General features: G+C 55.7%; 19 protein-coding genes. 18 read left to right on the forward strand and 1 reads right to left on the reverse strand.

Annotation, left to right across the window (positions count from 1 at the left end):
• Positions 1-147: 147 nt before the first annotated feature.
• Positions 148-2,202, reverse strand: a complete 2,055-nt coding sequence (locus tag V8J88_RS24765) for an alpha/beta fold hydrolase (protein ID WP_338846965.1) — start codon at positions 2,200-2,202, stop codon at positions 148-150.
• Between the two features lie 365 nt (positions 2,203-2,567).
• On the opposite strand from V8J88_RS24765, the gene rpsL reads away from it, so the two are divergent.
• The 18 genes from rpsL (at position 2,568) to rplE (ending at position 14,016) form a co-directional block, all read left to right on the forward strand.
• Positions 2,568-2,963: a 30S ribosomal protein S12 gene (rpsL, locus tag V8J88_RS24770; RefSeq protein WP_338846966.1), complete on the forward strand. Its 396-nt coding sequence runs from the start codon at positions 2,568-2,570 to the stop codon at positions 2,961-2,963.
• 128 nt (positions 2,964-3,091) lie between these two features.
• On the forward strand, positions 3,092-3,562 hold the full coding sequence (gene rpsG, locus V8J88_RS24775; RefSeq protein ID WP_338846967.1) for a 30S ribosomal protein S7: 471 nt from the start codon (positions 3,092-3,094) through the stop codon (positions 3,560-3,562).
• Positions 3,563-3,670: 108 nt separating this feature from the next.
• Positions 3,671-5,776 (forward strand): elongation factor G, encoded by a 2,106-nt coding sequence (fusA, locus tag V8J88_RS24780; protein ID WP_338846968.1) that lies wholly within the window; start codon positions 3,671-3,673, stop codon positions 5,774-5,776.
• A 72-nt stretch (positions 5,777-5,848) separates the two neighbouring features.
• A complete protein-coding gene (tuf, locus tag V8J88_RS24785; RefSeq protein WP_338846969.1) occupies positions 5,849-7,033 on the forward strand; it encodes an elongation factor Tu in 1,185 nt (394 codons plus the stop codon).
• A gap of 134 nt (positions 7,034-7,167) precedes the next feature.
• Positions 7,168-7,485 carry a 30S ribosomal protein S10 gene (gene rpsJ, locus V8J88_RS24790; protein ID WP_028101676.1) on the forward strand — a complete coding sequence of 106 codons (318 nt, stop codon included), beginning with the start codon at positions 7,168-7,170 and terminating at the stop codon, positions 7,483-7,485.
• A gap of 217 nt (positions 7,486-7,702) precedes the next feature.
• Positions 7,703-8,359 (forward strand): 50S ribosomal protein L3, encoded by a 657-nt coding sequence (gene rplC / locus V8J88_RS24795; protein WP_338846970.1) that lies wholly within the window; start codon positions 7,703-7,705, stop codon positions 8,357-8,359.
• Between the two features lie 3 nt (positions 8,360-8,362).
• Positions 8,363-8,983 carry a 50S ribosomal protein L4 gene (rplD, locus tag V8J88_RS24800; protein ID WP_338846971.1) on the forward strand — a complete coding sequence of 207 codons (621 nt, stop codon included), beginning with the start codon at positions 8,363-8,365 and terminating at the stop codon, positions 8,981-8,983.
• A complete protein-coding gene (rplW, locus tag V8J88_RS24805; RefSeq protein ID WP_338846972.1) occupies positions 8,980-9,297 on the forward strand; it encodes a 50S ribosomal protein L23 in 318 nt (105 codons plus the stop codon). The genes rplD and rplW overlap by 4 nt, the downstream gene beginning before the upstream one ends.
• The gene (gene rplB, locus V8J88_RS24810) at positions 9,297-10,124 is read left to right on the forward strand and encodes a 50S ribosomal protein L2 (protein WP_338846973.1); all 828 of its coding nucleotides are present in this window, start codon (positions 9,297-9,299) and stop codon (positions 10,122-10,124) included. The genes rplW and rplB overlap by 1 nt, the downstream gene beginning before the upstream one ends.
• Before the next feature lie 10 nt (positions 10,125-10,134).
• On the forward strand, positions 10,135-10,410 hold the full coding sequence (rpsS, locus tag V8J88_RS24815) for a 30S ribosomal protein S19 (protein WP_338846974.1): 276 nt from the start codon (positions 10,135-10,137) through the stop codon (positions 10,408-10,410).
• A gap of 6 nt (positions 10,411-10,416) precedes the next feature.
• The gene (gene rplV, locus V8J88_RS24820) at positions 10,417-10,749 is read left to right on the forward strand and encodes a 50S ribosomal protein L22 (protein ID WP_338846975.1); all 333 of its coding nucleotides are present in this window, start codon (positions 10,417-10,419) and stop codon (positions 10,747-10,749) included.
• A 9-nt stretch (positions 10,750-10,758) separates the two neighbouring features.
• Complete coding sequence (gene rpsC / locus V8J88_RS24825) at positions 10,759-11,577, forward strand: 30S ribosomal protein S3 (protein WP_338846976.1); 819 nt, start codon at positions 10,759-10,761, stop codon at positions 11,575-11,577.
• A 2-nt stretch (positions 11,578-11,579) separates the two neighbouring features.
• A complete protein-coding gene (rplP, locus tag V8J88_RS24830; protein WP_338846977.1) occupies positions 11,580-11,999 on the forward strand; it encodes a 50S ribosomal protein L16 in 420 nt (139 codons plus the stop codon).
• A 12-nt stretch (positions 12,000-12,011) separates the two neighbouring features.
• The gene (rpmC, locus tag V8J88_RS24835; protein WP_338846978.1) at positions 12,012-12,203 is read left to right on the forward strand and encodes a 50S ribosomal protein L29; all 192 of its coding nucleotides are present in this window, start codon (positions 12,012-12,014) and stop codon (positions 12,201-12,203) included.
• Positions 12,200-12,472, forward strand: coding sequence for a 30S ribosomal protein S17 (gene rpsQ, locus V8J88_RS24840; RefSeq protein WP_338846979.1), 273 nt, complete (start codon positions 12,200-12,202; stop codon positions 12,470-12,472). The genes rpmC and rpsQ overlap by 4 nt, the downstream gene beginning before the upstream one ends.
• Positions 12,473-12,778: 306 nt before the next feature.
• The gene (gene rplN / locus V8J88_RS24845) at positions 12,779-13,147 is read left to right on the forward strand and encodes a 50S ribosomal protein L14 (protein ID WP_338846980.1); all 369 of its coding nucleotides are present in this window, start codon (positions 12,779-12,781) and stop codon (positions 13,145-13,147) included.
• Between the two features lie 9 nt (positions 13,148-13,156).
• Complete coding sequence (gene rplX / locus V8J88_RS24850) at positions 13,157-13,471, forward strand: 50S ribosomal protein L24 (protein WP_338846981.1); 315 nt, start codon at positions 13,157-13,159, stop codon at positions 13,469-13,471.
• A gap of 5 nt (positions 13,472-13,476) precedes the next feature.
• Positions 13,477-14,016 (forward strand): 50S ribosomal protein L5, encoded by a 540-nt coding sequence (rplE, locus tag V8J88_RS24855; protein WP_338846982.1) that lies wholly within the window; start codon positions 13,477-13,479, stop codon positions 14,014-14,016.
• Positions 14,017-14,023: the final 7 nt, after the last annotated feature.

A 14,023-nucleotide genomic window follows, 5' to 3' on the forward strand; every position in this document is an offset into this window, starting at 1 on the left:
CGGAGAGGAGGGTAATGAAAGTATGAATGATAATTTGTGTCTTTGTGTTTTTGTGAAAAATGGGGGTGATTTTCAACTATGCAGGGTGGGTGCGCTACTGCCGCGCCCACCCCGGACCATTCCCCGCCTTGATATGAGGGGGGGGGCTTACTCGGTTTTTGCTGGCGTCGCTGCGACTGGCGGCTTGTCTGTTGCGTCAAGCTTGCTTTCTGCCAGATGGGTCTTTAAGAAGTTTTCAACGCGCGACCAAAAATCAAGCTCAACCTGCATGCTGGTCCAGCCGTGTCCCTGCTTGGGGTAGCTGACCCATTCCACCGGCGCATCCTGGGCTTTGAGGGCGCGATACAGTTTTTGGCTGTGCCGGATTGGCACACGCCAATCATTTTCGCCGTGCGCCAACAGCAGTGGTTTGCGCAGCTTATCGACCAGATTGATGGGGGAGTGGGCGGCCAGCATGGCGGCATCTTTTTCCGGGTGCCCTAACATTTCCGGAGCGATAAAGCGCAGTGCTTTATCTGACATATCGCCCCAGATCGGATCAAATAAGAGCTGCAGATCAGTCACGCTGGCCCAGGCTATGCCACAACGATAGAGTTGCGGGTCGCGGATCAAGCCCATTAAGGTAGCGTAGCCGCCATAGCTGGCGCCGGCGATGCAAATGCGTTTTCCATCCGCATAGCCTTGTTGCGTCATCCATTGCACGGTGTCGTTCAGGTCATCTTGCATGGCCTGTCCCCATTGCCGGTAGCCGGCGCGAAGGTGCTGCACGCCAAAACCGCTGCTGCCGCGAAATTGCGGTTCCACCACCAGATAGCCGCGCGAAGCCAGGAATTGGCTTTCGGTATCCCAGCTCATGCTGGCGCCGCGCACATGCGGGCCGCCATGCACCAGTAAGACTGCCGGCAGGCGCTGTCCCTGGCTGTGCGGCGGACGGGTCAGATATACCGGGATGTTTAAGCCGTCGCGCGCCTTGAAGTGCCGCAACTCTTTGCTTGCCATGCGCGCCGGGTCGATTTCCGGGCGGCTGCTGCCGAGGTCTTCGAGTTTGCCGTTATCGTAGAGCCACCAGTGCCCGGGGGCGTGTGGCCGGCTTTGCAGCACCACGGCTTTTTTGTTTCCTTTATGTGCGGGATATAAAATTTTGCGGCCCTGTGGCAGCAGGGCGTCCACTTCGCTTTGCAATTGCCTTAAGCCGGCGTCAAACCAAATGGTGTTGATTTCATCTGCATTGAAAGTCGCACCGGCCAGCTTGCCTTGCATAAAGCGCAGGGAGCCGTCGAAGTCGTAGTTTGGAATCTCAAACAGCGCGGGTTCCAGCAATTTTCCTTGCGTCAGATCAAAGCGGTATAACCGTTCATAGCCGCTTTTGCCGCTGAGGACATACATGTGTTGATCATTTTCCAGCGCCAGCGGATATATATCCTGTTCTGTTCCATATGGGCCGCGCCAGATGACCTTCCATTCTTTGGCTCCCGGCGCCTTGTAATGGATGCGGCTTTCCAGGCCGTCGTTATCACGCACGATGCGCAGTTCCTGATGTTGATCCAGCACCCATTGATCGGCAACCCGCACCCCATGTTCAAGATAGCTTTCCTCAGCCGTGAAAGGATCCACTTTAATCAGAAAATTACGCGCCATGCTTTCCACGCGAGAGACCAGAAGCTGGCGACCCAGTACTAATGCGCCATCGTTTTCATTGCCGGTATCGACCCGCCAAAAGCTGTTGAACCCTCTAAAAGAGTCACTCTTTATGAGTCCCAGCACGATCTTTTTGCTTTGGTTGCCGCCATCGGCGTCCAACATAAAGAGAAAGGCGTTGGCGGAGCCATCTACTAAGCGCTGCCGCATGGTGAGCGCGAGGCGCTGTTCGTTGATCCATTTCAGATTGGACATCATGAGGGCGAATTCCTGCCCGATGCGGCGCACTGTGCCGTTTTGCAAGTCGCGGATTTCCAACAGGTCGCTGCCTTCGTTGTCGCGCGTGAGCAGCGCCAGATAACGCCCCTCAGGTGAAATGCGGGCGGAGTATACGGCGCGTGCGCGGCTGATGCCAAAAAAGGCGCGGATATCCACCGGCGCAGGCTTGGCGGCGGGCGGGGCCGGGTTTTCTGCTTTGGCGCTGGAGGTGTTCTGCGCTTGTGCGGCGCTCAGCAGCGGGCTGCAGAAGGCGCCGCATATAAGCAGTAATTTGAACAATCTCATGATAGTTGGATGGGCGCAGGCTGAATGAAAGCGTATATGATAATCGCAGTTGCTGGCGTGGCGCAAAATGGTGCAATGCATTTTCCGGCATTGTTGGTAAAGCGAAACCCGGCGCATGGCAGAAATTGTCGCTGCATGTGCGGCTTGTGCTTACCCGCATTGCGCTGCACAAAATCTGCGCAATTTCCTTGACGGACCTGGCAGGTGAGGATAGAATCGCGAGTTCCCAAAAATCGGCTTGCTGCATTGATTCTGTCTACGGGTTACTGGCAGAACTGTCGCGCAGCAGGCGGGTGTGCGGGATTTGAATCTCAGCCCCCGGCTATCGTGCCGGGTTCACGCTATCCGTTTTGTTGGAAATAACGATGCCAACCATCAATCAATTGATTCGTCAACCGCGCGTTTCCGCGCGTGTGAAGAGCAAATCGCCGGCGCTGGAAAACAGCCCGCAAAAACGCGGCGTTTGCACCCGTGTTTACACCACCACTCCGAAGAAGCCGAACTCGGCATTGCGTAAAGTCGCCAAAGTGCGTCTGACCAATGGCTTCGAAGTGATTTCGTACATCGGCGGTGAAGGCCACAACCTGCAAGAACACAGCGTTGTGCTGATCCGCGGCGGCCGTGTGAAAGACTTGCCGGGTGTGCGTTACCACATGGTGCGCGGCTCTCTGGATACCCAGGGCGTCAAAGACCGTAAGCAAGCACGCTCCAAGTACGGCGCAAAACGCGCCAAGCCGGGCGCAGCAGCTAAGAAGAAGTAATCATTTTCACCAGGTTGTCATGCTGGTGATGTGTAATCGGCCGGAAACGGGTCGAGTAAGTGGGGGCTATGAGGGCTGCCCGCGAGCATGTGCCAAAACTGCTCAACTGAAGATCGAAAGGAATTGAAATGCCACGTCGTCGTGAAGTACCCAAGCGCGAGATCCTGCCGGATCCGAAATTCGGCAATGTCGAAGTCGCTAAATTTGTGAATGTGTTGATGTTGTCCGGTAAGAAGTCGGTTGCTGAAAACATCATTTATGGCGCGTTTGATCACATCCAGGCCAAATCTGGCAAGGACCCGCTGGAAGTGTTCTCCGCTGCTATCAACAACTGCAAACCGCTGGTGGAAGTGAAATCCCGCCGCGTCGGCGGCGCCAACTATCAGGTGCCGGTCGAAGTGCGTCCGGTGCGCCGTATGGCTCTGTCGATGCGCTGGTTGCGTGAAGCTGCTAACAAACGCAGCGAAAAATCGATGCCGCTGCGTCTGGCTGGCGAGCTGATGGATGCCTCGGAAAACCGTGGTGGCGCGATGAAGAAGCGCGATGAGGTGCATCGCATGGCTGAAGCGAACAAGGCGTTCTCGCACTTCCGCTTCTGATGGATTGCCGCGCCGCATGCCGGCGCGGCCTGACTGTCGTTCAAGGCCGGGCTCACTTTGTAATAAAGCTGCCCGGTTTTTGTACATTTAAAGAAATTAGGACTGATTATGGCCCGCAAGACTCCCATCGAGCGCTACCGCAACATTGGTATTTCCGCTCACATTGACGCTGGCAAGACCACGACGACCGAACGCATTTTGTTTTACACCGGTGTGAACCACAAAATCGGTGAAGTGCATGATGGCGCCGCCACCATGGACTGGATGGAACAGGAACAGGAACGTGGCATCACCATTACTTCCGCAGCAACCACTTGCTTCTGGAAGGGCATGGCGAACAATTTCCAATCGCATCACATCAACATCATCGACACCCCGGGCCACGTTGACTTCACGATTGAAGTGGAACGTTCGATGCGCGTGCTGGACGGCGCTTGCATGGTGTATTGCGCAGTGGGTGGCGTGCAGCCGCAGTCTGAAACTGTGTGGCGTCAGGCTAACAAGTACAAAGTGCCGCGTCTGGCCTTCGTGAATAAGATGGACCGTACCGGCGCCAACTTCTTCAAAGTGTACGAGCAAATGCGCAGCCGCCTGAAAGCCAACCCGGTGCCGATCCAGGTGCCGATCGGCGCGGAAGAAAACTTCCTGGGCGTGATCGATCTGGTCAAGATGAAAGCCATCATTTGGGATGACGCTTCCCAAGGCATGAAGTTCGACTACCGCGATATCCCGGCTGAGCTGCAAGGTCTGGCTGATGAATGGCGCGAAAAAATGGTGGAAGCCGCTGCTGAAGCCAATGAAGAGCTGATGAACAAGTACCTGGAAGAAGGCGGCTTGTCGGAAGAAGAAATCAAGACCGCGCTGCGTCAACGCACCATCGGCGGCGAAATCGTGCCGATGCTGTGCGGCACCGCGTTCAAGAACAAGGGCGTGCAAGCGATGTTGGACGCTGTGATTGAATACCTGCCGTCGCCGATCGACATTCCGCCGGTGTCCGGCACGAATGAAGACGAAGAGCCGGCTTCGCGTGAAGCACGTGACGACGAGAAATTCTCGGCGCTGGCGTTCAAGATCATGACCGATCCGTTCGTTGGTCAATTGATCTTCTTCCGCGTGTATTCAGGCATGGTTTCCTCGGGCGACACCGTGTTCAACCCGGTGAAGAACAAGAAGGAGCGCCTGGGCCGTATTCTGCAGATGCATGCGAATCAGCGCGAAGAAATCAAGGAAGTGCGCGCTGGCGACATCGCAGCGGCGGTGGGTCTGAAAGACGCCACCACTGGCGACACCCTGTGCGACCCGGCTTCGATCATCACTCTGGAACGCATGGTGTTCCCGGAGCCTGTGATTTCTCAGGCGGTTGAGCCGAAGACCAAGGCTGACCAGGAGAAGATGGGTATTGCACTGAACCGTTTGGCGCAGGAAGATCCGTCTTTCCGCGTGCGCAGCGATGAAGAATCCGGCCAAACCATTATTTCCGGCATGGGCGAGCTGCATCTGGAAATTCTGGTGGATCGTATGCGCCGTGAATTCAACGTCGAAGCGACCGTCGGCAAGCCGCAGGTGGCTTATCGTGAAACCATCCGCAAGGCATGCGACGAAGTGGAAGGCAAGTTCGTCAAGCAGTCCGGCGGTAAAGGTCAATATGGTCACGTGGTGCTGAAGATCGAACCGCAAGAGCCGGGCAAGGGCTTTGAATTTGTGGACGCGATCAAGGGTGGCGTGGTGCCGCGCGAATTTATCCCGGCGGTGGAAAAAGGCGTGCGCGAAACCCTGACCTCGGGTGTGATGGCGGGTTATCCGGTGGTGGACGTGAAAGTCACCCTGTTCTTCGGTTCTTACCATGACGTGGACTCGAACGAAAACGCGTTCCGCATGGCCGGCTCGATGGCGTTCAAAGAAGGTTGCCGTCGCGCTTCGCCGGTGATTCTGGAGCCGATGATGGCGGTGGAAGTTGAAACCCCGGAAGACTACGCCGGTACGGTGATGGGCGATCTGTCGTCCCGTCGCGGTATGGTGCAGGGCATGGATGAAATCTCGGGCGGCGGCGGCAAGATCATCAAAGCCGAAGTGCCTTTGTCCGAAATGTTCGGTTACTCGACCTCGCTGCGTTCCGCAACCCAGGGTCGTGCAACCTACACCATGGAATTCAAGCACTACGCTGAAGCGCCGAAGAACGTGATCGACGCAATCGTCAGCGCACGCGCCAAGTAATGCATACGCCCCGGCCTGAGATCCAGGCCGGGGCATCATAAAATCTGATACAAACTGATTGAGGAAATCAAAATGGCAAAAGAGAAATTTGAGCGGAATAAACCGCACGTCAATGTCGGCACGATTGGCCACGTCGATCATGGTAAAACCACGCTGACCGCGGCAATCTCCGCTGTGCTGGCCAAGACCTATGGCGGCACTGCAACCGAGTTTGACAAGATTGACGCAGCGCCGGAAGAAAAAGCGCGCGGCATCACCATCAACACCGCTCACATCGAATACGAAACCGCTGGCCGTCACTACGCTCACGTTGACTGCCCGGGCCACGCCGACTACATCAAGAACATGATTACCGGCGCTGCGCAGATGGACGGCGCAATCCTGGTGGTGGCTGCTACTGACGGCCCGATGCCGCAAACCCGTGAGCACATCCTGCTGGCCCGTCAGGTGGGCGTGCCTTACATCATCGTGTTCCTGAACAAGTGCGATCTGGTTGATGATGAAGAGCTGCTGGAACTGGTCGAAATGGAAGTGCGCGAGTTGCTGTCCAAGTACGACTTCCCGGGCGACGATCTGCCGGTGATCCGTGGCGCGGCGCGTCCGGCTCTGGAAGGTGATGCCAAGTGGGAAGCCAAGATCATCGAACTGGGCAACGCTCTGGACTCCTACATTCCGCAACCGGAACGTGCTGTTGACGGCGCATTCCTGATGCCGGTTGAAGACGTGTTCTCGATCTCTGGCCGTGGCACCGTGGTGACCGGTCGTGTGGAGCGCGGCATCATCAAAGTCGGCGAAGAAATCGAAATCGTGGGTATCCGCGACACCGCCAAAACCACTTGCACCGGCGTGGAAATGTTCCGCAAGCTGCTGGATCAAGGTCAAGCTGGCGACAACGTTGGTCTGCTGCTGCGCGGCACCAAGCGTGAAGACGTGGAGCGTGGTCAAGTGCTGGCCAAGCCGGGTTCGATCACTCCGCACACCAAGTTCACCAGCGAAGTGTACGTGCTGTCGAAAGACGAAGGTGGTCGTCACACCCCGTTCTTCTCGAACTACCGTCCGCAGTTCTATTTCCGCACCACCGACGTGACTGGCGCCATCCAGTTGCCGGAAGGTAAAGAAATGGTGATGCCGGGTGACAACGTGGGTATCACTGTTACCCTGATCAACCCGATCGCGATGGAAGAGGGTCTGCGTTTCGCAATCCGTGAAGGCGGCCGTACCGTTGGCGCCGGCGTGGTTGCCAAGATCATCGAGTAATATCGTTGCTGCGCCTATGCGGGCGCAGAAACTGAAAAAGGCTGCTTGCGGGCAGCCTTTTTTCATTGTAGAATTGCGGGCTTATCTGAAAAAATGCTGCAGCGCCCGCTGCAGTTCGTTCTTTGAGGAAAATCATGTCTGCACCGAATCAAAAAATCCGCATTCGCCTGAAGGCTTTTGACTACAAACTGATCGACCAATCCGCTCTGGAAATCGTCGATACCGCCAAGCGCACCGGTGCTGTGGTTAAAGGCCCGGTTCCGCTGCCGACCCGCATTCAGCGCTATGACGTGCTGCGTTCCCCGCACGTTAACAAAACCTCCCGTGATCAATTTGAAATCCGTACGCATCAGCGTCTGATGGATATCGTCGATCCGACCGATAAAACGGTTGACGCGCTGATGAAGCTGGATCTGCCGGCTGGCGTGGACGTGGAAATCAAGCTGCAGTAATTCTCATGCCGGCGCCGGCTTTTGCCTGCGCCGTTTCGTTGTGCCGTTTTTCCGGATTTTGGAAGACATCCGGCAGGATGTCGCCCGGAAAATGATGGGCTGCATCTTGCGGTTCGTCTTTTTCTGCGATACAATTTCCGGCTTGTGTGCGCGCTAATCCTGGCGCGCATTGTATTCACAGTCAGCCCGCCCAATCGCAGGTGGGAATGGAGATAATATGAGCCTGGGCCTTCTTGGTCGCAAGGTTGGTATGATGCGTATCTTCACCGATGACGGGGACGCGATCCCAGTCACCGTGTTGGACGTATCGAACAACCGTGTTGCGCAAATCAAAACGCCTGAAGTGGATAAGTATTCCGCTGTGCAGGTTGCATTCGGTCAACGCCGTGCTTCCCGTGTTAACAAGGCTGCTGCCGGTCACTACGCAAAAGCGGGTGTCGAGGCAGGCAGTTTCCTCAAAGAATTCCGTGTCGATGCCGCCAAGGCTGCCGAACTGAAAGCTGGCGATGTGCTGCCGGTGAGCATGTTCGAAGCTGGTCAAAAGGTGGACGTGCAGGGCGTTTCTATTGGTAAAGGCTACGCCGGCACCATCAAACGTTACAACTTTTCTTCTGGCCGTGCTACCCATGGTAACTCCCGTTCGCACAATGTGCCGGGTTCCATCGGTATGGCGCAAGATCCGGGTCGTGTGTTCCCGGGCAAGCGCATGACTGGTCATATGGGTGATGTCACCACTACTACGCAAAATCTGGAAATCGCACGCGTTGACGCGGATCGCCAGTTGCTGTTGGTGAAAGGTGCTGTGCCTGGTGCGAAGAACGGTCACGTGATCGTCAAGCACGCTGTCAAAGCCAAAGCTAAGAAAGGGGCCTGATAGATGGAACTGAAGCTCCTGAATGAACAGGGTCAATCCGCAGCGAATGTGAGCGCGGCTGATACCGTGTTTGCACGCGAATACAATGAAGCGCTGATTCACCAGCTCGTGGTGGCTTATCAAGCCAATGCCCGCAGCGGCAACCGCAAGCAAAAAGATCGTGAAGAAGTCAGTCACACCACCAAGAAGCCCTGGCGTCAAAAGGGCACCGGCCGCGCTCGCGCCGGTATGTCGTCCTCGCCTTTGTGGCGTGGCGGTGGCCGTATCTTCCCGAACAGCCCGGAAGAAAATTTCTCGCACAAAGTCAACCGCAAGATGTATCGCGCAGGCATCTGCTCGATCTTCTCGCAACTGGTGCGCGAAGACCGTCTGTCCGTGATCGAAAACCTGAACCTGGAAGCGCCGAAGACCAAACTGCTGGCGCAGAAGCTGCAAGGCATGGGTTTGGATTCGGTGCTGATCATTGTTGACGGCTTCGACGAAAACCTGGCTCTGGCCTCGCGCAATCTGCCGAATGTGCTGGTGGTTGAGCCGCGTCACGCTGATCCTCTGTCCCTGGTGTTCTACAAGAAAGTGCTGGTGACCAAGGCTGCGTTGGCAAAGATTGAGGAGATGTTGGCATGAGCGCGACTGTAAAGCATAGCGAAGAGCGCTTGATGAAGGTGCTGCTGGCGCCGGTCATCTCGGAAAAAGCCACGATGGTAGCTGACAAGCACGAACAAGTGATGTTCCGTGTGTTGCCGGATGCAAGCAAGCCGGAAATCAAGGCTGCTGTTGAAATGTTGTTTAAAGTTGAGGTTCTGTCGGTGCAGACCGTCAACCGTGAAGGCAAGCAAAAGCGTTCTGGCCGTTTTGTCGGTCGCCGCAACCACGTGAAGCATGCTTACGTGTGCCTGAAGCCGGGTCAGGAAATCAACTTCTCTGAGGAGGCTGCATAATGGCGCTCGTTAAGATGAAACCGACTTCCCCTGGTCGTCGTGGCATGGTCAAGGTCGTTAATCCCGACCTGTACAAAGGCCGCCCGCTGGCTTCCCTGGTGGAAAAGAAAAGCAAGACCGCTGGTCGTAACAACAACGGTCACATCACCACCCGTCATATCGGTGGTGGTCACAAGCATCATTATCGCGTCGTCGATTTCAAACGCAACAAGGACGGTATTCCGGCCAAAGTTGAGCGTATTGAATACGATCCGAACCGTACCGCGCATATCGCACTGTTGTGCTATGCCGACGGCGAGCGTCGCTACATCATCGCCTCCAAAGGCATGGCTGTGGGCGATCAAGTGATGAGCGGCTCTGAAGCCCCGATCAAACCGGGTAACTGCCTGCCTATCCGCAATATTCCTGTTGGCTCCACCATGCACTGCGTGGAAATGCTGCCGGGTAAAGGCGCGCAAATGGCGCGTACTGCTGGCGCCGGTGTGGTGCTGATGGCGCGTGAAGGCACTTACGCTCAAGTGCGTCTGCGTTCCGGTGAAGTGCGTCGTGTGCATATCGAATGCCGCGCCACCATCGGTGAAGTGGGCAATGGTGAACACAATCTGCGTAAGATCGGTAAAGCCGGTGCTATGCGTTGGCGCGGTGTGCGTCCGACCGTTCGCGGCGTGGTCATGAACCCGATCGACCACCCGCATGGCGGTGGTGAAGGTCGTACCTCGGCTGGCCGTCATCCGGTGTCGCCGTGGGGTCAACAGACCAAGGGTAAGAAGACGCGCAGCAACAAGCGTACGACTTCGATGATCGTTTCGCGCCGCGGCAAGAAATAAGGGGTAACTCATGACTCGTTCATTGAAAAAAGGGCCGTTTTGTGACGCCCACCTGATCAAGAAAGTCGAGGCGGCGCAAGCTTCCAAAGACAAGAAGCCGATCAAGACTTGGTCGCGTCGTTCGACCATCATGCCTGATTTCATCGGCTTGACGATTGCTGTGCACAATGGCCGTCAACACGTGCCTGTGTACGTATCCGAAAACATGGTCGGCCACAAGCTCGGCGAATTCGCGTTGACCCGCACTTTCAAGGGCCACGCCGCTGACAAGAAAGCCAAGAAATAAGGTCTGATGATGGAAACTAAAGCTACTCTGCGCGGCGTGCGCCTGTCGGCCCAAAAAGGCCGTCTGGTTGCCGACCTGATCCGCGGCAAGAAAGTTGATAACGCTATCAACATCCTGACCTTCTGCCCGAAAAAGGGTGCTGGCATCATCAAGAAAGTGCTGGAATCGGCAATCGCCAATGCTGAGCACAACGATGGCGCTGACATCGACGAGCTGAAGGTAAAAACGATCTACGTCGAAAAGGGTGCGGTTCTCAAGCGCTTTACCGCACGCGCCAAAGGCCGTGGTGATCGTATCTCGAAACAAACCTGTCACATTTACGTGACTGTCGGAAACTAAGGGGTCGCGATGGGACAGAAGATTCATCCTACCGGGTTCCGCCTTGCAGTTACCCGTAACTGGGCTTCACGCTGGTACGCCAGCAACAACAACTTCGCTACGATGTTGAATGAAGACCTGAAGGCGCGCACCTATTTGAAGAAGAAGTTGAAGAACGCTTCCGTTGGCCGCATCGTGATCGAGCGTCCGGCTAAGAACGCGCGCTTCACCGTGTACAGCTCGCGTCCTGGCGTCGTGATTGGTAAGAAGGGTGAGGACATCGAAGTTCTGAAGTCCGAACTGACCAAGATCATGGGCGTGCCGGTGCATGTGAACATCGAAGAAATCCGCAAGCCGGAACTCGATGCGCAACTGATCGCCGATTCCATCTCGCAACAGCTGGAAAAGCGCATCATGTTCCGCCGCGCCATGAAACGTGCGATGCAGAACGCAATGCGTCTGGGCGCACAGGGCATCAAGATCATGTCCGCAGGCCGTCTGAATGGTATCGAAATCGCTCGCAGCGAATGGTACCGCGAAGGCCGTGTGCCGCTGCACACGCTGCGCGCTGACATCGACTATGGCACCAGCGAAGCGCTGACCACCTACGGCATCATCGGTGTCAAAGTGTGGGTGTATAAGGGCGACCGTCTGGCCAATGGCGAAGCGCCGGTAATCGAAGTGGCTGCTGAAGACGACAAGAAGCGTCGTGGTCCGCGCCGTGAAGATGGCAAAGCTCCGGGTGGCCGTAATCGTCCGAAGCGCGCTGACGGCGCCAATGCTGGCCCTGCTCAGCCTGGCCAAAAGCGCGGGCGTGGTCGTGATGGCGCAGACAAGGCAGGAGAATAATCATGCTGCAACCAAAACGCAGAAAGTATCGCAAAGAGCATAAAGGCCGCAATACCGGCATTTCGCACGAGCGCGGCACCGCCGTTTCGTTCGGCGAATACGGTTTGAAGGCGACTGAACGTGGCCGTATCACCGCACGTCAGATCGAAGCTGCACGTCGCGCCATGACCCGTCATATTAAGCGTGGCGGCCGTATCTGGATCCGTATCTTCCCGGACAAGCCAATTTCGCAAAAGCCGGCTGAAGTGCGTATGGGTAACGGTAAAGGTAATCCTGAGTACTACGTCGCTGAGATCCATCCGGGCAAAGTGCTGTACGAAATGGATGGTGTGAACGTTGATCTGGCGCGTGAGGCGTTCCGTCTGGCGGCCGCCAAGTTGCCGCTCAGCACCACCTTTGTTCTGCGCCAAGTCGGCCAATAATAGGAGTTGGATATGAAAGCAAGTGAACTCCGCGGCAAGGATCAGGAAGCGCTGGGCAAGGAACTGAAGGAGCTGTTGAAGGCGCAATTCGGTCTGCGTATGCAGAAGGCGACCCAGCAGTTATCCAATACCGCGCAACTGAAGAAGGTGCGTCGCGACATCGCACGCGTCAAGACCGTCATCAATGAGAAGGGCGCCAAATGAACGATCAAGTGAAAACCTCTCTGAAGCGCACGCTGATCGGCAAGGTGGTGTCTGACAAGATGAATAAGACTGTCACCGTGTTGATTGAGCGTCACGTGAAGCATCCGCTGTATGGCAAGATCATCACGCGCTCCAAAAAATATCACGCACACGATGAGACCAACCAGGTCAAAGAAGGTGATGTGGTAGAAATTCAGGAAGGCCGTCCGGTTTCCAAGACCAAGGCCTGGACTGTGACCCGGGTTGTACAAGCCGCTCAAACGGTTTAAAAAAACCTCTTGCAAGCCCAGCATATGCATGGCATAATGCTGGGCTTCGTTCATCTGAAAGTTTGTTTGAGCAAGATTGCCGAAATCAAGCTCTGCAAACTAAGTGGAAATGACGGAATCAGCGTTGTGCGTTGCAGTTCGGCGCGCAACTCTGCAGATGTTGTTTCTGTTTGGTAAGAAGTTTTGGAAGTCATCCACCCAATCAGCGCAGTCCATGCCAATGGGCGGCTCTGGCGGGACCAAGACTGACCGCAACAGGCCCGCGAAAGCGGATTTTTGGCGGCTTAAGTTGGGAAAGAAAATACTATGATTCAAACTGAAAGCCGGCTCGAAGTAGCCGACAACACCGGTGCGAAAGAAGTAATGTGCATCAAGGTGTTAGGTGGTTCCAAGCGCCGTTATGCTGGCATTGGCGACGTGATCAAGGTCACTGTGAAAGTGGCTGCGCCGCGTGGTCGTGTCAAAAAGGGCGAGATTTACAACGCAGTCGTGGTGCGTACCGCTAAAGGTGTGCGCCGCCAGGACGGCTCCCTGGTGAAATTCGACGGCAATGCCGCCGTTTTGTTGAACAACAAGCTGGAGCCAATTGGCACCCGTATTTTCGGGCCGGTAACGCGCGAACTGCGCGGCGAACGGTTCATGAAAATCGTGTCACTCGCGCCTGAAGTTCTGTGAGGAATCCCTATGAATAAAATTCGTAAAAATGACGAAGTCATCGTCCTGACAGGCAAGGACAAGGGTAAGCGTGGTGTGGTGCAGCAACGTATCGATGCTGACTACATCATCGTTGAAGGCGTGAATGTGGCCAAGAAAGCCGTCAAGCCGAACCCGATGACTGGCGTAACCGGTGGCATCATCGAAAAATTGATGCCGATTCATCAGTCCAATGTCGCGCTGTTCAATGCGGCTACTGGCAAGGCAGATCGCGTTGGATTCAAGGATGTGGACGGCAAGAAGGTCCGCGTGTACAAGTCCACTGGCGAAGTCGTTAAGGTTTGAACATCATGGCCCGTCTCCAGCAATTCTATAAAGAGAAAGTCGTCGCCGACCTGACCACCAAGTTTGGTTACAAGTCGTCGATGGAAGTGCCGCGTCTGCTGAAGATCACCCTGAACATGGGTTTGTCTGAAGCTGTGGCTGACAAGAAAATCATCGAACACGCAGTGGGCGATTTGACCAAGATCGCAGGCCAAAAGCCGGTGGTGACCAAGGCCCGTAAGGCTATTGCAGGCTTCAAGATCCGTGAAAACTATCCGATCGGCTGCATGGTGACCTTGCGTGGCGCCCGTATGTATGAATTCCTCGATCGTCTGATCACTGTGGCTCTGCCGCGCGTGCGTGACTTCCGCGGCGTGTCCGGTCGTGCTTTCGATGGCCGTGGCAACTACAACATCGGCATCAAAGAGCAGATCATCTTCCCGGAAATCGATTATGACAAGATCGACGCACTGCGCGGGATGAATATCAGCATCACGACCACCGCAAAGACCGACGACGAAGCGAAAGCTCTGCTCGCCGCATTTAAATTCCCGTTCAGGAACTGAGATCGTC

Source organism: Massilia sp. W12, assembly GCF_037300705.1.
Classification (GTDB): domain Bacteria; phylum Pseudomonadota; class Gammaproteobacteria; order Burkholderiales; family Burkholderiaceae_D; genus JACPVY01.